This window comes from Spirosoma sp. 48-14 (assembly GCF_001898575.1).
GTDB lineage: Bacteria > Bacteroidota > Bacteroidia > Cytophagales > Spirosomataceae > Spirosoma.
In genome coordinates this window covers 231,978-250,895 of sequence record NZ_MKUD01000022.1, presented here as the reverse complement: position 1 = coordinate 250,895, position 18,918 = coordinate 231,978, and the positions used below count along the sequence as shown (strand labels likewise).

General features: G+C 47.1%; 18 protein-coding genes. 3 read left to right on the top strand and 15 right to left on the bottom strand.

The genetic code is table 11. The annotated features are described in order from the left end of the window. Positions 1 to 6: 6 nt before the first annotated feature. From BGO59_RS13965 to rimP, 6 genes are all read right to left on the bottom strand, one after another. Positions 7 to 198 (bottom strand): hypothetical protein, encoded by a 192-nt coding sequence (locus BGO59_RS13965; RefSeq protein ID WP_293684225.1) that lies wholly within the window; start codon positions 196 to 198, stop codon positions 7 to 9. Further along, a complete protein-coding gene (locus tag BGO59_RS13960) occupies positions 195 to 1,475 on the bottom strand; it encodes a DUF4178 domain-containing protein (protein ID WP_293684224.1) in 1,281 nt (426 codons plus the stop codon). Before BGO59_RS13960 ends, BGO59_RS13965 begins: the two co-directional genes overlap by 4 nt. 5 nt (positions 1,476 to 1,480) lie before the next feature. Continuing rightward, positions 1,481 to 1,831: an S-adenosylmethionine decarboxylase family protein gene (locus BGO59_RS13955; protein ID WP_293684223.1), complete on the bottom strand. Its 351-nt coding sequence runs from the start codon at positions 1,829 to 1,831 to the stop codon at positions 1,481 to 1,483. Positions 1,832 to 2,000: 169 nt separating this feature from the next. Continuing rightward, positions 2,001 to 5,453: a translation initiation factor IF-2 gene (gene infB / locus BGO59_RS13950; protein ID WP_293684222.1), complete on the bottom strand. Its 3,453-nt coding sequence runs from the start codon at positions 5,451 to 5,453 to the stop codon at positions 2,001 to 2,003. 170 nt (positions 5,454 to 5,623) lie between these two features. After that, the gene (gene nusA / locus BGO59_RS13945; RefSeq protein ID WP_293684221.1) at positions 5,624 to 6,868 is read right to left on the bottom strand and encodes a transcription termination factor NusA; all 1,245 of its coding nucleotides are present in this window, start codon (positions 6,866 to 6,868) and stop codon (positions 5,624 to 5,626) included. A gap of 81 nt (positions 6,869 to 6,949) precedes the next feature. Continuing rightward, on the bottom strand, positions 6,950 to 7,462 hold the full coding sequence (gene rimP / locus BGO59_RS13940; protein ID WP_293684220.1) for a ribosome maturation factor RimP: 513 nt from the start codon (positions 7,460 to 7,462) through the stop codon (positions 6,950 to 6,952). Positions 7,463 to 7,651: 189 nt separating this feature from the next. Between rimP and BGO59_RS13935 the strand changes: the two genes are divergently transcribed. Continuing rightward, positions 7,652 to 8,809 carry an endonuclease/exonuclease/phosphatase family protein gene (locus BGO59_RS13935; protein WP_365982184.1) on the top strand — a complete coding sequence of 386 codons (1,158 nt, stop codon included), beginning with the start codon at positions 7,652 to 7,654 and terminating at the stop codon, positions 8,807 to 8,809. Here BGO59_RS13935 and BGO59_RS13930 read toward each other — a convergent pair. The 8 genes from BGO59_RS13930 to BGO59_RS13895 form a co-directional block, all read right to left on the bottom strand. After that, positions 8,772 to 9,182 (bottom strand): molybdenum cofactor biosynthesis protein MoaE, encoded by a 411-nt coding sequence (locus tag BGO59_RS13930; protein WP_293684219.1) that lies wholly within the window; start codon positions 9,180 to 9,182, stop codon positions 8,772 to 8,774. The genes BGO59_RS13935 and BGO59_RS13930 overlap by 38 nt on opposite strands. Before the next feature lie 62 nt (positions 9,183 to 9,244). Next, a complete protein-coding gene (locus BGO59_RS13925; RefSeq protein WP_293684218.1) occupies positions 9,245 to 9,493 on the bottom strand; it encodes a MoaD/ThiS family protein in 249 nt (82 codons plus the stop codon). A 124-nt stretch (positions 9,494 to 9,617) separates the two neighbouring features. Beyond that, positions 9,618 to 9,902, bottom strand: coding sequence for a hypothetical protein (locus BGO59_RS13920; protein WP_293684217.1), 285 nt, complete (start codon positions 9,900 to 9,902; stop codon positions 9,618 to 9,620). Positions 9,903 to 9,971: 69 nt separating this feature from the next. Beyond that, positions 9,972 to 10,985 carry a serine protease gene (locus BGO59_RS13915; RefSeq protein WP_293684216.1) on the bottom strand — a complete coding sequence of 338 codons (1,014 nt, stop codon included), beginning with the start codon at positions 10,983 to 10,985 and terminating at the stop codon, positions 9,972 to 9,974. A 96-nt stretch (positions 10,986 to 11,081) separates the two neighbouring features. Then, positions 11,082 to 11,669: a sigma-70 family RNA polymerase sigma factor gene (locus BGO59_RS13910; protein ID WP_293684215.1), complete on the bottom strand. Its 588-nt coding sequence runs from the start codon at positions 11,667 to 11,669 to the stop codon at positions 11,082 to 11,084. 472 nt (positions 11,670 to 12,141) lie between these two features. After that, complete coding sequence (locus BGO59_RS13905; protein ID WP_293684214.1) at positions 12,142 to 13,146, bottom strand: NAD(P)H-dependent glycerol-3-phosphate dehydrogenase; 1,005 nt, start codon at positions 13,144 to 13,146, stop codon at positions 12,142 to 12,144. Positions 13,147 to 13,283: 137 nt separating this feature from the next. Next, the gene (locus tag BGO59_RS13900) at positions 13,284 to 14,702 is read right to left on the bottom strand and encodes an efflux RND transporter periplasmic adaptor subunit (RefSeq protein WP_293684213.1); all 1,419 of its coding nucleotides are present in this window, start codon (positions 14,700 to 14,702) and stop codon (positions 13,284 to 13,286) included. Between the two features lie 88 nt (positions 14,703 to 14,790). Beyond that, positions 14,791 to 16,299, bottom strand: coding sequence for a TolC family protein (locus BGO59_RS13895; protein ID WP_367120202.1), 1,509 nt, complete (start codon positions 16,297 to 16,299; stop codon positions 14,791 to 14,793). Between the two features lie 80 nt (positions 16,300 to 16,379). Between BGO59_RS13895 and BGO59_RS13890 the strand changes: the two genes are divergently transcribed. Further along, on the top strand, positions 16,380 to 17,219 hold the full coding sequence (locus BGO59_RS13890; protein WP_293684211.1) for an aminotransferase class IV: 840 nt from the start codon (positions 16,380 to 16,382) through the stop codon (positions 17,217 to 17,219). Here BGO59_RS13890 and BGO59_RS13885 read toward each other — a convergent pair. Continuing rightward, the gene (locus BGO59_RS13885; protein WP_293684210.1) at positions 17,184 to 17,882 is read right to left on the bottom strand and encodes an ABC transporter ATP-binding protein; all 699 of its coding nucleotides are present in this window, start codon (positions 17,880 to 17,882) and stop codon (positions 17,184 to 17,186) included. The genes BGO59_RS13890 and BGO59_RS13885 overlap by 36 nt on opposite strands. Positions 17,883 to 18,131: 249 nt before the next feature. Between BGO59_RS13885 and BGO59_RS13880 the strand changes: the two genes are divergently transcribed. Next, a complete protein-coding gene (locus BGO59_RS13880) occupies positions 18,132 to 18,836 on the top strand; it encodes a head GIN domain-containing protein (protein ID WP_293684209.1) in 705 nt (234 codons plus the stop codon). Positions 18,837 to 18,918: the final 82 nt, after the last annotated feature.

Here is an 18,918-nt window from a genome sequence, read left to right as displayed (position 1 = left end):
TAAAGGTTATTTGTGATAGAAATGCCGATGGCTGGAGTAGGAACGTCCTGAACTTCCGTAATAACGATTGTCGGTATCGTCACTTAGATTATCATCACCCAACAGACGCGTACCCGTGAAGCCAGCCCATACAAATACGCCCAGTGCGACAAGCACCACCAGGACGTAGTATTTGATTTTTGAAAAACCTGTATTCATTCTGCCTGTTCATTTTCAATGTTGCTATTAGCCCACCGTCGACTTTCAAACGAGCTTCGACGGAATACCTGTATAATCGGGTAAATAGCTAATAACAAGACAAATAAAACTAGATTTGAACCCAGCCCTTTGTTCTGACGAACGCGAACCGCATACGAAATTGTCTGATTTTTTTCAGATACCGGGTAGATGTTCATGTGGTATCGTCCTGACGGGACCCTCGACAAAATGGCCTCTTCGGTTCGGCTTCCTTCCGTCCAGCTTTCGCCACTCTCAACACCTTCGTAATATTCCAACGACTTTGACACCTCATAAACCCGCCCCGACTTTTCATTCATCAACGTAATGCTCAACTCAAGCCAGTGATTGGTCAGGTTATTTGCCGACAGATCAATGAGTAACGATGTTGGCCCCTGCACATCGAACGACGGAGTTATAATCGGTTTACTAACACCTGCCGAATCGGGTTGGGTGTCATAGGATTGATTGATTAATTCTTTCGATGGCCTGACAATCATCAGCACGACCTGCATAACCAGAATCAAAACCAGTGCCAGTCCAGTAATTGCCCAGGTGGCCCTCCAGGCTTCCTGATTGGCATCGCTCGGCTCAATAGCGCCAACGCCGACAGACGGTGGCAAACTCTTTTCAGCCATGCCAAAGGCGGTTGCCAATTCAGACCGTTTCACATAACGAGCTTTATACCAGTCGGATCGTTGCTGATCCTGTTCATGAACCACCATGTAGGGCGGTTGAATGTATTCGGAGATTGTCAGTTGTTCATCATTCAGAAGATTCCAGTCAAACTCACCCACAGCATTGATCACTTCGGCCTTATACCGACTAAAAATTTTATACTGCCGCTCTTCCGTTTGAACAAAATTGGCCTGATCCTGATACATCTTACCTGTTGGTTCGATGAACATCCAATGACCATCATACTCTGCCAACTGGCAGTATCGGCCATCCTTTTGGAACAGCATGTATTCGACCCAATCGTACGTTGTACCCGCTTCCCGTTTATGAATAAACCCAACAACCCTTACAAACTGGCTATTCAGGTAACCTTCTGTTCCGATTGGTAACACAACCGGCGAAGCCGAATTTGAGAAGGCCGTCAGAATATAGGGTGACTTTTCGTACTCATATTGAAAAAACGCATGACAATTTGGGCATCCATAATATGAACTCCCCGCTACATCGTAGTACGTAATTTCGGTTTGGCATTTCGGACAATTAAGCGTGGCCGACGGAGGTGTCTGGCCGGAAGTAGCCATGTCAGTCATCGAGTCAGTTCCTGTTTAGAAAGTTCGGTGGCGGAAAAATGACGTAGTACCTCTTCGTAAAACTGACGGGCTTTTGCCGTGTTGTCATGCAGGTAGTTCGACAGGAATACGTCGAAGGTTGCGATTCCTAATTCGGGCCAGGTGTGTATGGATACGTGTGATTCGGTCAGACAGACAACGGCTGTAAACCCGCCATTCGGAAACGCATGATACACTTCCCCAACTTTTGTGAGCTGCAATGAGTCAATCAACTGATCGAAAAGAGCCTGACAGGCTGAAGCCTCAACCAATTGATCGGATGAAGACGTGAACGTAGACAGTAAATGCAAGCCTGGTCGATAGGCCATTACAGGAATAGGTTAAGGCGCGGCAGTGAACATTGATTTTTTAAATCGATCAACTCGGCTAATCTACTCAAAAATCAGACATTTGGTTATCGGTCTGGATAACAGGCACAAAAAAGCCCCAACCGGCTTTACCAGTTGGGGCAATTCAGAACCGCCGGAGCGGTTCTTATTATAGCGTACGTTTAACCTCTTTCAGTTCGAAGCTTTCGATGATATCACCTACTTCGATGTCGTTGAAGTTTCTAATGCTCAAGCCACACTCGTAGCCTGTTTTCACTTCATTGACATCATCCTTAAAGCGTTTCAGTGCACTGATTTCACCGGTATGTATCACAATGAAGTCGCGAATGATCCGGATCTTGTTATTCCGCTTGATCGTACCTTCGGTTACGTAGCAACCCGCTACCGTACCAACTTTACTAATCTTGAACACATCACGAACTTCAATATTACCAACAATCACTTCTTCAACAGTCGGTGCCAGCAAGCCTTCCATAGCATCTTTTACCTCGTTGATTGCGTCGTAAATGATCGAGTAGAGACGGATTTCGATCTGTTCCTGCTCAGCCAGTCTACGGGCACTCGACGATGGACGAACCTGGAAGCCAACGATGACCGCATCCGAAGCCGAAGCCAGCAGTACATCCGATTCGGAAATCTGCCCCACAGCTTTGTGGATGATGTTCACCTGCACCTCTTCGGTTGACAGTTGGAGTAATGAATCAGACAGAGCTTCTACTGATCCGTCCACGTCACCTTTCACAATCACATTCAGCTCTTTGAAGGTACCGATAGCCTTCCGACGACCGATCTCTTCCAGCGTAATGTGCTTGCGGGTCCGTAGGGTTTGCTCACGCAGCAGTTGTTCGCGTTTGTTCGCAATTTCGCGGGCTTCACGCTCCGTCTCCATCACGTTGAACTTGTCCCCTGCCTGAGGTGCGCCCGGCAGACCCAAAATCTGAACGGGTGTTGCTGGCCCTGCTTCTTTGATCCGTTCACCCCGGTCGTTGGTCATTGCCCGAATACGCCCATAATGAGCGCCTACAAGCATGACATCACCCTGACGCAGTGTACCATTTTCAACCAGTACAGTTGATACATAGCCCCGACCTTTATCGAGCGATGCTTCGATTACTGTACCCAGTGCCCGACGGTCAGGATTCGCTTTCAATTCGAGTAATTCGGCTTCGAGCAATACTTTTTCAAGCAGATCATCAACACCCATACCCGATTTCGACGAAATCTCCTGAGCCTGATACTTACCACCCCATTCTTCAACAAGGAAGTTCATAGCAGCCAGCTCGGTACGAATCTTCTCGGCATCAGCTCCTGGTTTATCTACTTTCGAGAAAGCAAACACAATGGGAACGCCTGCTACCTGAGCGTGATTGATCGCTTCACGAGTCTGCGGCATCACACTATCGTCGGCAGCAATCACGATGATAACTACGTCAGTTACCTTGGCTCCCCGTGCCCGCATAGCCGTAAAGGCTTCGTGACCTGGTGTATCGAGGAAGGTAATCATCCGATCATCGGAGGTTTTTACGCTGTAGGCACCAATGTGCTGTGTGATACCACCAGCCTCACCAGCCGCCACTTTAGCCCGACGGATGTAGTCAAGCAACGATGTTTTACCGTGGTCAACGTGACCCATGATCGTCACAATAGGCGCCCGTGGTTGTAGGTCCTCTGGAGCATCGGCTTCTACATCAATACCAGCTTCCGTTTCATCTTCGGCCGATACGAATTGTACATCAAACCCAAACTCATCGGCAATAACCGTTATCGCTTCAGCATCTAACCGCTGGTTGATCGAGACGAACATACCGAGGTTCAAACAAACTGAGATGACATCGTTGATCGACACATCCATTAAAGATGCCAGATCATTAGCCGATACAAACTCAGTCACTTTCAGTGTTTTTGCTTCCAGCTCCTCCTGTTCGTTCAGCAAACGACGATCTTCCTCCCGTTGATTCCGGCGGTCGCGTCGACGATCGGCTCCACGGTTCGGTGTATTACCCTGCATTCGGGCATTCGTCTGCTGAATAGCTTTCCGAACATCGGCCTGGGTAGGCGCTTCACGGCGATTGTTGTTTCGATCATTATTCCGATCACCACGATTACCGCGCTGATCCCGACCATTGTTATTGTTATTATTGCGGCCACCACCACCTTGATTCCGGTTATTAGTGTTCGCATTTTGGCCTTGTCCCTGGCCTCCACCACCCCGATTGGCAGGTGCCTGGTTACGATCCGTTTCCGCATTCTGGGTCTGTGGACGATTATTATCGCGTTGACCACCAGCCTGCTGGTTCTGTTGACGGTTACCGTCGCGTTGACCACCAGCCTGATTTGGCTGACGATTGCCATCGCGCTGGCCACCAGCCTGGTTGCGATCGTTTTGATTCCGGTCATTCGGATTCCGATTGGCTGGCCCCCGATCCCCATCCCGTGGAGGGCGATCATTCCGATTGTTAGGTCCGCCACCCTGGCCCTGCTGAGGCTGCGAGGTACTACCTAACGCACCTTCGCGTCCACCGCGAATCCGCTTGCGCTTTTTCTTATCTGCGTTATTATTATTACCTCCGCCCTGGCCCTGACGTGGGTTATTGACAGGAAGTTCTATTTTACCCAGGATTTTCAATCCACCAAGCTGATGGCTACCAGCTGCCCGAATCGTTTCGGTAGGCACTTCTTCCTCCTCCTCATTAGCAGGAGCCGATACTGGTTTCGCCTGTGGAGTCTCTGGTTTCGGCTGCACAGAAGGTGCAGGAGTAGCAATAGCCTTGGGCGGTTCCGGCTTAACAGTAACAACAGGCTTCTCTGGCTCTGCTTTCACTTGTGGAGCTGGCGCTGGTACAGATTCGGATTTTACAGGCTCCACGTTTACGGGTTCTGCCTTCTTCAGTTGCTCTGCAACAGCCGGAGGAGTTTCCTTCGGTGGTGTATTAACTGGAGCAGACACTTGCACAGGAGCGGGAGCGGGTGCGGGTTTCACCTCAACAACAGGAGCCGGTGGCGTCTCTACAGGTTTTACCACTTCAGCTTGTGGCTGAACAGCAACGGGTTTGGGTGGTTCAGGCGTAGGTGTCACCACACTGACCGGCTGAGGCTTAGTCTCAACAGGCTTAGGTGGTTCAGGTGCTTTTACTTCCTGTGGTGGCGTTGCTTTTGCCTGAGTCACAGGGGGAGTTGCTGGTTTGGGATTCAAATCGATTTTACCCACCACTTTTAATCCCGGCAATCCTGTCTGGGCCGTTTGTGGCGTTGATCGAGGTTCCGAAGTGGGTGGTTTAGGCAATTCAGCCGGAGCTGATTCGGGTTTCTTGTCGACTAGTGGCCGTCCGGCATCATCACGACGCCAGGCAACGACATCCTCCTCCCGAGAACGCGGTGGCTCGGCAACGGTAACCGACGATTCGGTCCGGCGAGCTCCGTTCAGGAGTTCCGTTGATTTGTACTCTTTCGCTAACACCTCCAACTGTTCCATGTTGATTTTGGTGTTAGGATTTACTTCAACCTTAAACCCTTTGGCAGACAGACTACTCGCAACAGAGGACAGTCCTTTGTTGAGAATTTTTGCCACTTGGCTCAGGCGCATTGACTTTTCTTCTGCCATACGTTCGGTCTATATTCGGCAAATTTAATGGTTGTTCCTATGGTATGAACAATACTTACGGGAATTAAAATCCCTTATTTTAAGAATGTGTAACGAATAATGTAAAATGAATCATGATTCGCAGCCTCTTACCGACTCATTTTACATTATTCATTAGCCGTTATTCATTGTTATTCAAACTCCTGTTTCAGAATATTAACAATCTCCTCAACTGTGTCTTCCTCCAGATCGGTCCGGCGAACAAGCTCTTCTTTACTTAAGGCCAGTACACTCTTGGCAGTATCCAGACCAACCTTACGAAGTTCTTCGATCATCCATCCGTCGATCTCATCGGAGAATTCCATCAGGTCAACATCTTCATCATCTTCCTGGCCTTCGTTATCGCGGAATACATCGATTTCCATATCCACCAACCGCCCGGCAAGTTTAATATTCTGACCGCCTTTACCAATAGCCAGCGATACCTGATCGGGTTTCAGGAAAACAGACACCCGCTTATGATCGCGATCGATCTGCATTGAACTGATCTTAGCCGGACTTAATGCACGACTGATAAGCAGTTCAAAGTTCTCTGTGTAGTTGATTACGTCGATATTTTCATTGCCCAATTCACGCACGATGCCGTGAATACGCGATCCTTTCATCCCCACGCAGGCTCCAACTGGATCAATACGATCGTCGTACGATTCAACAGCCACCTTGGCCCGTTCGCCCGGCTCCCGAACAATTTTACGGATCGAGATTAAGCCGTCGTAAATTTCAGGCACTTCGATTTCAAACAGGCGCTCCAAAAATACGGGGGATGTACGCGACAGAATAATTTTGGGCGTGCCATTCAGCATATCGACCCGGCTAATAACCGCTTTTACGGCTTCCCCTTTCCGGTAACGATCTTTCGGAATCTGTTCCGTCCGGGGCAGGCTAAGTTCGTTGTTTTCGCTATCGACCAGAATGATTTCGTGCTTCAGAAGCTGATATACTTCGGCACTGACGAGATCACCTACCTGATCTTTATACTTCTGATAAAGGAGCTCTTTTTCCATATCCTTTATCTTCTGGATTAGCGTCTGGCGAGCCGTTTGCACAACCCGACGGCCAAAATCTTCGAGTTTGACTTCCTCGGCCACCTGCTCGCCTACCTCAAAGTCATCCTGAATTTTTCGGGCCTCGGCAAGCGGAATTTTGTCATAATCCCAAATATCTTCGGAATTATCATCGACGATTTCACGCGTCCGCCACATTTCGAGATCACCGCTTTCGGCGTTGATAATCACGTCGAAATTTTCGTCGGTGCCAAATTTTTTACGAATCATCGTCCGGAAAACATCTTCCAGAATAGCGATCATCGTAGGCCGGTCAATATTCTTTGACCGGGCAAAGTCAGCAAACGATTCAATTAAAAGTCCACTGGTCATTTTTTGTTCTCAGTCTACTGTTTTCAGTTCACTGCTTGCTGCTCATTACATACTAACTAACTGTAAACAGCAAACTAAAAACTATTTAAAAGATACCTCTACATTCGCTTTTTTAATCTGCTCAAACGGGATTGGGGTGGGTCCAACCGGAGCCGCTTCAACCATTAAATCAGCTTCTTTTTTCTTTTTACTTTTTGATTTCTTTTCCGGCTCAATATCCAGCACAATTTGATCGTCGGCTACCGAGACTAATTTACCTTTTCGCGTTTTCCCATCTGCCAGGGTCACTACCAGCGTACGACCAATGTTTCGGAGATACTGACGCATGAACCTTAGTGGAAAATCGACTCCCGGCGATGAAACTTCAAGCGTGAAGGGAGAATCACCAAAAAAATTCATTTCGTCCATTTGTGTGCCTAATGTACGACTGATATTGGCACACTCATCAATCGTAATTCCTTCATCGCTATCGAGCAGGACGGTTACTTTAATTCGCCCCCCCTGCCGCCCAGCTATCTGGCAATCAACAATATATAATCGTCCATCAGCCAAATAAGGCTGGAGCGATTCCGTTACTTTCGCTTTATCGTCCATAAGGTAGGGCTAACAAAAAAGGGAGTGCGACTCCCTTTTTTAATCAATGCCATATGGTTTTAATGCACAAATATAATAGGTTTTTGCGGGTTTAGCAAACACGGAGTGAACTCTATTATATACGTTGCCGACACAATACCTTATTTTTGGCTCATAAATTACCTATCTGGCGTGCTCAAGGCCGATACTATGACAATACGAACTCGGGTCGGACAACTCATCTCCTTTTTTTTTCGGTCATTGTTGTGGTCGATCAACTTAATGCTGGCTTTGTATACATGCCTGGCTTATTGGCTATTGTATAGCTTACAGATTGAACACTGGTCGGCCGGTATGATCATGATCAGCATACCCATCGCCTGGGGATTAAATTTCGTTGTGGTTTGTCTGTGGCTGACTTCACGGCCATGGCGAAGCTGGCTATCGGGTGTTGTTCTCATTCTGGGTATTGCTCTGTTTGGCTCCCGTACCTTTGTCTGGCATTCACCGGCTAAACCCACCGATCAGGGAACACCGATAAAAGTGTTTAGCTACAACGTCCATCAGTTCAATGAATTTGGAACGGGTGATAATCCAGTAATCAACTCCAACGGGGTACTGGCACAGCGTATGCTCAACTTTGTATTGCGCTTTGATGCTCCGATCAAATGTTTCCAGGAAACATATACCCAGGGTAACTTACCCGAATATGATTTGCTAAGCCGCTTCAGCCAGGCGGGCTATCCCTATAGCGCACTATTACATCCTGAAGAAGGTCATAAACCGAATGGCGATATCGGGGTATCTATTTTCTCTCGCTTTCCGATCGTCGATTCAGGTCAGGAAGTCTTTGAAACGCACAATGGCCTGGTTTGGGCCAATATCAAGGTAGGTGATGATACTATCCGTGTCATCAACGTTCACTTACACTCGATGGGTATCCGGGTAGGGAGGGTGCTTCGGCAGAACGAAATGAAAGGAGTGCAACACGAAACGCGTGGGGTTCTAAGTGCGCTTCGTATGGGGTTTATCGACCGGAACAAAGAGGTAAGACGAGTGGAGGAGTATATTCGGGCAAGCCCTTATCCTGTTATCGTAACTGGCGATCATAACGACACGCCTTATAGTGTCGTTTATGAACGAATGCGCCGGGTATTGCCCAATAGTTTTGAAGATGCCGGACGCGGATTTGGCTTTACCTATAATCGACTGCCCAAATTTATCCGCATCGATCACCAGTTTCACGACCCCAATCTGTCTGTCGTAAACTTTGAAACCATCAATTACACGACTTATTCCGACCACTACCCTATTGTAGGAACCTATTATTTCAAGGATGGGCATTCACCCACTGCTCGCCATCCGTAAACACTTCTTTTTTCCAGATAGGGACGGTCTGCTTGATGGTATCGATAATGAATCGGCAGGCTTCGAACGCATCGGCCCGATGGGCGGTAGCTACACCAATCAAAACAGCGGTTTCACCTATTCGCAAGACTCCCTTACGATGAATGATCGTGTAGTTAAGAATCGCCCATCGCTTATTAGCTTCGTCGGCAATCTTCTGCATTTCGCTGATAGCCATACGGTCGTAGGCTTCATACTCAAGCCGGTCAACAGATCGCTGCTGTGTATTATCTCTCACAACGCCAAGGAAAATATCAATAGCGCCCGCTTGCGAGGATTGCAGTTGCTGCAAAGCAGCAGTTATATCAATAGGGTCGGAAGTAAGTGTAATCATACGAGAACGGGTGCAATGAGGAACGAATGAAGTCATTTGTCTCCTCATTGCCCCTTTTATGTTTACCCCCCACTCACAGGAGGAATCAAAGCAACTTCATCACTAGGGGTAAGAATCTGATCGGTTTCAGCATATTCGCCATTGACGGCCACCAATAACGATCGAATACCAGCTAATTGGGGATACTGTTGATGCAGTTGCGTCAACAGGTCGCCTACACGAGCCTCTTCCAAAAGAGGTACTGATACAGACGACTGCCCAGTAAGATCGCGGGTGATACCAAACAACAGCACAGAAACAGATGAATTCATGAGTAAATCGAACAGAAAGGTCAACTAAACAACATAGCATTGACCAATTGAAGTTCGTTTTTGAGTCAATAAAAAACGGTGGTACAACTTTTAGAGGTACCACCGTTTTCCATCTGGGCTAAACCTAGTTCGATTTGTCAAGTTTACGTTCAGCCTTTTTCATTTTTCGGTCGGCTTTATTCAGTGCCTTATCAGTGCCCTGTTTAACGTCTTCCTTTGTATTTTTGGCCGCGGTTGAAATCTTATCACCTGCCTTATCCGCTTCGCGGCCTACTTTACGACCAGCAGCTTTTGTTGTTTCTTTGGCCTGATGGGCAGCTTCCTTTGCTTTCTCCTTCGTATCCTGACCGAATACAACGACTCCGGTCGTCATCAGTAGCATAGTCGTCAGCAGTGCGAGTTTTTTCATGATTGTCGAGTTATTTTTCATTGTCAATAACTCAAACCTGAATCACATTGTTTGGCTAACCCTATCGGTTTATTCTTTATGCTTAAACACTTTCACCTGATAAACATAGTCCTGCATCCGCTTGATCTGTTGCTTACGGGGCAAGTTGGCCAGCGCATTTTTTCTATTCAGACGAATCGGCTGTCCCTTCAATGAATCAGCCGGAATATTATTCAGCGATTCAAGCAGGTAATTTGTTTTAACAGCAAAACTTACCCCCTCCGATGTGGTTTGTTTACCACTAATAATGCCAATAATCGCTCCTTTTTCATTTAAAAGCGGCCCGCCCGAGTTACCTGGGTTAACACCAATAGCCACCTGATAGGCCGTAGAGTCGCCACGATAGCCCGTTCCAGAACTTAGATACCCCTCACCGTATACAATTTCTTCACGGGGGTATCCCAACGTATAGACACGCTCTCCCAAATCAGACGAACGGGCATCGAAGCTATACGGTACGGTTGGCATCGGTCGAAATGCGCTATCATCGCAGAGTTGCAGAAAAGCCAGATCATGCGACTGATCCGTATAAACGACTCTGGCTTTATATACTTCACCTTTGTTACTCTGCACATACACCGAATCTGCCTCATGGACAATGTGGTTGTTGGTAACAAAGTAGCCATCACCCGTAATCAGGAATCCAGTACCGGCTACCTGACCGGGATTCAGGCTGAGTGCCCGTCCGCGTCCGTTCAGATCACTCCACAACTTCCGCTGCGACGATTTGACGGCCTGAATTTCTTTACTTAACTGGCTGTATTGCTGTTCCTGCTTGTGGCTTTGCTGATACGAGCGATACAGAAAAATAGAGCCAAATGTAGTAATGATAGCCGCCGATGCTGCCACAGCCAGTGTGGTACGATAAGTTTTCCATAAGCCACGAACCTGCCCCGATGACTCCAGACTGGATTGATACGAATCGGCTGCCTGGCGCATGGCACTCATGTCAGTCGCTGCATGAATTTTAGCCAGTCGCTGTTTAAACCGGATTCGTTCGCCGTAAGCGTGTAACGCGTTTTCTATGTCTCTTTCCTCGTCCATATCTAAAGAAAGTTGTCTGATTGAAACGTTCCAGTGCTAAAAAGTTGAGATCGTTTAACGGGCTACAACCGTTCAACTCTGTAACGATATAACTCATCACTGTTTATACTCCGAAAAGAACAGCCGCTTCAACCGCATCAGGCATTTATACTTTTGCGTTTTGGCATTGTCGGCATTGGTATAGCCAAACTTTTCGGTTATATCCTGCATACTCATATGCTGGATATAAAAATCTTCCAGCAAGGTCCGGCAGGGTTCGCCAAGCCGGTCAAGCGAATCAGCCATCAGGTCAAACTGACGGTCTCGTTCTTCGTGTACCGACAGATCATCGGACAGATGATCCAGCGCAACGTCGTCTGATACTGGCGACTCAATGTCGCGTACCATAAATCGACTCCGTTGTGCCAACTGCTTCAGCCACAATCGCCTGCTTACGGAATATAAGTAGGTTTTCAATTGGCAATGCAACTCCAGTGACCCACTCCTCACTTTCTCATACAGCACAATCAATGCTTCCTGATAAATATCTTTTGCATCATCTTCAGTACCTGTATTAGTCATCACCAGGTGAAGAACCATGGGAAAGTACCGGCGATACAACTGCCCAAGGGCATCGTCGGAGCCACTGGCCAACCCCATAAGCAACTCTTCATCAGTCAATACGGGGTGCTTACTTTCCTTCATTGAGTCGAGTCATTACTTAATACAAAAATGCCTGATACGTAACCCAAAAAAAATTTAAAAAATGTTGGGTTACCTTTTTCCCGATCGGGTATTAAGGTTGACATTAATCATTAATCACTTAAACGAAAACTTTCTCAAAACTATGAAAGCAATCACGAAATCTGCCTTCTTTTTCATGGCTATGATCGCCCTGGCTACGTCTTGCAGCTCGAAAAAAACTGAAACTGAGACCACTACGACCGATTCTACGTCGACCATGATGTCTGACTCTACTGCAGCTACAGACTCTACCATGGCTACGGATTCGGCTTCGACGATGTCTGCAGATAGCGCGAAGTAATTTTTGCTAAGGCACAACTGCCGGTAACTTTTACCGACAACGCTATATACGGTATTAAGCCCTCTGACAGGTCAGGGGGCTTTTTGCATATATCAGGAAACGATTACAAGGCCTGGTTGTGCGGATGTAGCTCTACATTAACAGTCCTTTCAGCATATTCATTTCAGTAGTTGGCGCTGCCCGTTCATAGAGGATGTTATAAACTGCGTTGGTAATGGGCATATTAACACCAAATTTTCGGTTAATCGCATAAATACTTTTTACCGCATAATATCCTTCGGCAATCATATTCATTTCTGCCTGAGCTGATTGAATTGTATAACCCCTTCCTATTAACGTTCCAAACGTTCGGTTGCGACTAAAAGGTGAGTAAGCTGTAACCAGTAAATCGCCAAGGTAGGCCGAACCACTCAAATCACGGTGTTTGGGATAGATGGCGTCGACAAATCGCTTGATTTCCTGCATGGCATTGGAAACCAGTACCGCCTGAAAATTATCGCCATACCCCAAACCGTGCGTAATACCACAAGCCAGGGCAATGATATTTTTCATAACCGCACTGTACTCAATGCCATAGATATCATCAACAGGGGTTGTCTGCACAAAACGGCAACGAAGCAAATTCGCTACTTTTTCAGCCGAAGCGGGATCGGAAGAGGCAATAGTCAGGTAGGATTGTTTTTCAAGTGCCACTTCCTCCGCGTGGCATGGCCCGGCAATAACGGACATACGGGCTGGCGGAACCCCATATTGATCACTCACCCAATCTGTGACAAGCTGATTAGCCTCAGGAATCATTCCTTTAATAGCCGAAACCACATGTTTCCCGGCAAAATGATCTGGTTTTAAACCGGTAAGCGCATCAGCTACAAAGGCGGCCGGTACTGCCAAAATGACAAATTCGCTATCGCGGACAGCATCCCGAATCTTGGTGCAGACTTTTACCTTCCGCGTATTGATCTGAACATCGCTTAGGTAGCTGGGATTATGACCAAACTTCTTAATGTGTTCCGCATCAGAGGCTTTGCGGAGCCACCACTTTATATTGACATTGTTCTCGGTAAGGATTTTGACGAGTGCTGTGGCCCAACTCCCTCCTCCTACCATGGTTAACCGGACAGGTTGTGTTACTTTCATGGGGTAAAGAAAAGAAATAAAATCAGAACCGGGATTTAACGGATTTACAGATTAAGTAGATTTTGTTAGCAGCTTTACAGAAGCTCAGGAAAAACAAAATCTATTTAATCCGCGAATCCGTTAAATCCCGGTTCGGACTATTCTTCTTTATCCTCTTTTTTCTTCGTCTTTTTGGGGTCACGCTTGGTGATCAATTCACCATCTTTAAGCTTTTTCGAAACAGCGATGAATGGCCCTGAAATAATCTGTTCGCCAGGTTTCAGGCCCGATACAATCTCGATATTTTCAAAATCACTGATACCTGTTTTCACTTCCCGCTGCTTGGCCTTTCCTTCCACATTAACAAAGACGATTTCTTTGGGCTTATCTTTTTTCTCAGCCTGACTTACCGGTTTTTCGGCTACGGTCCCATTGCTATTATCCGCCATCTTTTCGGTATCGATAGCTGTAGAGTCAGCCCCACGTGTTGTCACCGAAGCAATAGGTACGGCTAATACGCCCAATTTACGATCCGTGATGATTTCCACCGAAGCTGTCATACCCGGTTTGAAAGGATACCCTTTTTTATCTTTCTCAGCCAACAGATCGGCATAGGACGTATTGAGGATTTTTACTTTTACTTCAAACTCAGTCACCGCATCGCTCGAAACCGAAGCAGCAGCAGCCGAACCCGACGAACTGGTCATCCCATTGGCTGTATTGGCAATTTCGTATACGACCCCCTTAAATTTACGGCCAGCCGTCGTATATGAATCAACTTCAATATCAGCCGTATCGCCCAGGTTAACCCGTACAATATCGTTTTCATTGACATTCACGCGTACTTCCATGTTTTGCAGATTGGCAATACGCATGATTTCAGTACCTGCCATTTGCGACGTTCCGACAACACGCTCACCCAACTCAATATTGAGCTTGGAAACGGTGCCGTTGACGGGCGAATAAATGGTGGTTTTACGAAGGTTTTCGCTGGCATCGCGCAGGCTGGCCTCTGCACTCTGGATATTGAACTGAGCCGCCCGCACGTTCGCTTTGGCGGCTTCTACTTCCTGCTGAGCTACATTATAGTTAGCCTCACTGGTTTCCAGATCAGCCGACGAAATAACCTTATCAGCAAACAATTTTTTATTCCGCTCGTAATCCGCCTTCGAGCGAATCAGTCGTGCACTCGACTGGGCTACCGACGCCTTGGATTGTTCTAGCTGCGCTTTACTTTGATTGACGGTCGCTTTCGCTCGCGCCATCATGGACTCGTAGTTGTCCGGGCGAATACGACACAGTAGTTGACCAGCTTTAACGGGGTCGCCTTCGTTAACATACAGGCCAATAATTTCGCCCGACACGTCAGGGCTTATCTTCACTTCAACCTGGGGCTGAACACGGCCTGATGCGCTAACCCGTTCAGTAATATTTAATCGTTTGACCGAGGCAAAATCTACTTCAGTAGCTTTGGGTTTGCCGATAATTCCAGATTGTTTGGCCGCTACCAGCCCACCAACGATTAGTACAAGTACGCCACCTAATATCCACCAGATACGGTTCGATTTCTTCTTCATAATGAATGAAAGAGCGAAAGAATGAAAGAGCGAAAGAGTGTTTTCGATCCGAAACGATCTCTCTTTCTATCGTTCGCTCGTTCGCCCATTAATTAAAACTAAGCGGTTTATTTTGGTAAAAATCTAAAATTTTCGTTCGGAAAACGTAGTCATATTTCGCCTGAACCAGTTGCGCCCGGGCGTTATCCAGCCGAAGTTTTGCCAGACTATAATCGACCGCATTTATCGCTCCTGCATTGAATCGGCTTTCAGATGCCTGAAATGCCCGTTCCAGCGAGGCTACCGATGCTTCAGTTGCCCGATACCGATTTGAAGCCGCCAACAGATTAGTATACGCCGTTTCAATTTGTTGACGCAACTGCAGGCGGGTGTTGTCGGCGGTCAGTTGGGCATTTTGCTGCTGAATGATTGCACTCGTTATATTCGTGCGATACTGACGATTCGTGAAAATAGGGATGTTCAGATTCAACGAAACGCCCCGGTTGAGGTTATTGCTTAGCTGTTCAAAAAAGCGATACGTTTCATTATAGCCACCCGGCGATGTAGTACTGATCGTAACAGGCTGCGTTATGCCCCCCAGGGTCACCAGCGCACTTGTCGAATTGACGTTCGTCGTTCCATCAGCCACAAATCGTTGCAGACCTACTGTTGAATACAGAGTTGATAAGTTTCCACTGAGTGAAAGTCGTGGGTAAAGGCCGGCTTTGGCCACATCAATCCCAATTTTAGCACTTTGCGTCCGCAAGTCTGCCGCAATAACTTGTGGCTGCGTAGCCAAAGCGGTTTCATACACCTGTAGAGCCGATACTTCATACCCCTCAATACGTGGGTCAGGAAGTTTGATATACTCGATTTCAAAGGGTTGCCCACCTGGCTGGTTCATTGCCTGAAGTAACGCTAGTTTTGCCAGATCGACGGTGTTCTGAGCGTTTACAATCGCCAATTCATCATTAGCTAGGGTAGCTTTAATCTCGTACAAATTAGCTTCAGGAGCCGATCCAGCATTGACCAGGCGTTGTGTCCGATCTACCTGCAACCGCGACGTTTCGGCCTGCCGACGTGCCACATTCAATTGTTCAGCCCCAGTCAGCACATTCAGATACTGCTGAATCACGTTCAGAATAACGTTGTTTTCAGTGGCGTCCAGTTCTTTTTCAGTGGCCTGAACAATGGTCTGATTCTGCCGAATCAGATTCCGAAGCTGATACCCCTGGAAAATAGGCATCGAACCAGAAAGCTGAAAGTTATTGGACCGTACGGCTACATCCGTAAATTGGTTCGTTACTGGGTTGATATTTCGACCGGCACTAAACCCCTGTGAGACAAATCCATTAATAGTCGGTAACTGATTATACTTGGATTGTTTCAGGAGTAGGTTACTGTTTTGAACCTGTAATTGGCCCTGCCGAACAGTAATATTATTTTGCAGGGCAATTTCAATGCACTGCGGCAAATTCAATACCGGCAGTGTATCCCTTTTGGTAGTACTGGTCCCCGCTGTTACAGCCGTCGATGCGCTCTGCGCTCGTACAGTCGTCAGGCTGGTGGTTAGTAGACACCCAACGATTCCAATTCCTAAAAAAAGCACGCGCTGCATACTCATAATTTTGATGGTTCAATGTTACAAACTTACCTTCGGTGCCACTATCATTTTGGGATAAACGGCGCAAACTAAGTATGTTTCTGGTTTATAATTCGGATGTACTTTCTGAGAATGACTTTTGCCTGTCGGCAAATGACCGTGCTTTTCAGTATGGCGACGGTTTATTTGAAACAATTCGCTACGAGAATCACCAGATTTGGTTCTGGTCCGACCATATAGATCGGCTCACCGCTGGAATGGCTGCCCTCCAATTCAACCCACCCGACGCGCAATTCGCTGAAACCATTTTTCAGCACATTCAGGCGCTCCTGATAGCGAATAAACTAATCGATCAATCGGCACGGATTAAGGTTCAGGTTTGGCGTCAGTCGGGCGGTTTATATACGCCTGCTCAGAATAGCTTCAATCTGCTCATTACCACCAAACCAGGCAGTCCGTTTTCGATCAGTGAAAAAACAACGACAGGCATCTATGAAGACTTTCGGGTATCAAAATCGCCTGTTTCATCCTTCAAGACGATCAATAGCCTCCCTTATGTACTGGCTGGACTCTATAAACAACAGCATGGCTTCGACGAGGTGGTTCTCCTCAATACGCATGGGTACCTATCCGAATGTTTAGCGTCCAACCTGTTCTGGCTTAGCAAAGAAACCCTTTTTACCCCTTCGCTCGAAACAGGATGCATTAACGGTATTCTGCGTCGGCAACTTATCAGATTGGCAGCTGAAAACAGCCTCAACGTTCAGGAAGGCACCTTTCAACCAACATCGCTTATCGAAGCCGAAGCCGTATTCTGTACGAACGTTATGGGCATTCAGTGGCTACAACAGGTAAACGGCATTAGCATTACACGGGCACCGTCTGTTGATGCGTTCGCATTACTTAGCCTCCTGTTCGCTCAACTTCACAGCTGAATCGTCCAACCAGCCATCTTTTAGTCGAAGGATACGTGTACCATATTCGGCATTGATTTCGGAGTGTGTGACCTGTACAATGGTTACACCATCTTTCTTATTCAGTTCGCGAAACAGCTCCATAATATCACGGGCCTGATCGGAATGAAGATTACCTGTTGGCTCATCGGCAAAAATGACGGAAGGCTCAGCGGCCAAGGCCCGTGCAATACCTACCAATTGCTGCTGCCCCCCCGATAACTGCGATGGAAACAAATCTTTTTTGGCCACCATGTTGAATCGGTCAAGCAATTCAGCAACACGGCTTTTCCGCTCCGAACCACTCAATCCTTTATAGAGTAACGGTGTTTCGATGTTCTCATAAACCGTCAGTTCATCAATCAGATGATACGCCTGAAACACAAAGCCGATTCGCGTACGGTGCAGTTCAGTCCGGCGTTTCTCCGACAATTTCTGTACGGGTTGATCATCAAAGAAATATTCTCCTTCGGAAGGCTCTTCCAATAATCCCAGAATATGCAATAGAGTCGATTTGCCCGAACCCGATGGCCCCATAATGGAAACAAATTCACCCTGAGCAATGTCGAGATTGATATTGCGCAACACATACACCCGGCCAAAACCCGCTGGGTAGAACTTAGAGACGTTGCGTAGTTGAATCATATTTAGTTTACTTTTGAAATTATGTTCGTTCAGTTAAGAGATTGCCCTGCTGGCCTTTTGCCTACGTTACTCAACCGTCGTGCCAAAGTCATAGCTATCTGACTAATAAGCCTTTAGGCATAGCTGCTAACTAAACACCGTCCGGTAACGGACAAAGCTACCATTGAAATCGGACATCTTTTTTTAGTTGCATGCAACGCAGCCGAAAGTTTTGTCATCTTCTTCAAAAATCCAAAAACAAACCTGCCAATGAAAACCATCTTCTTCGCTACGATTCTTCTCGCTACCACTACGTATACCCTGCATGCGCAGGACTGGAAAAAAGACCGATCCGTTTCAGGATTTACCGGCCTCAGTGTCAGCAGTGGCATTGACCTCTACCTAACGCAGGGGAATTCGGAGAAAATAACCCTCGAAGGAAAAGGAGTTGATGAAGATCGGGTCATTACCGAAGTCAAAAATGGCACCCTAAAACTATACATTGAACGGAAAGGGTTCGGTGGCTGGAATTTTGGCCGAAATAACTATGTGAAAGCGTACGTCACCTTCAAACAGTTAAGCAATTTACAGGCATCGGGTGGAGCCGATGTATTTGGGCAAGGCCGTTTGACATTCAACGACTTAAACCTGGAAGCATCAGGAGGCTCGGATGTTAAGCTCGATCTCAAAGCCGATGAACTGAACGTATCCGCATCGGGTGGAGCCGATGCCATTTTACAAGGTTCGGCCCGTACACTCAATGCCCACGGATCGGGAGGAGCGGATCTGGATGCCCGAAAACTGACTGTCGATGTTTGCAACGCCAGTTCATCCGGGGGTTCGGATGTATACGTTCATGCAAACCAGGAATTGACCATGAAAGCCTCCGGTGGAGCCGATATCTATTACTCTGGTTCTGCCAAAGTACTCTCGAAAAGTGAGTCGGGTGGTGGCGATATTAAGCGTAGAGACTAGAAAAAGAGCGAACGAGCGAACGAGTGAACGAGCGAAGCGGTAACTTTGCCCTATTATTCGCTCCGCTTCGGCGCAGGGCGGC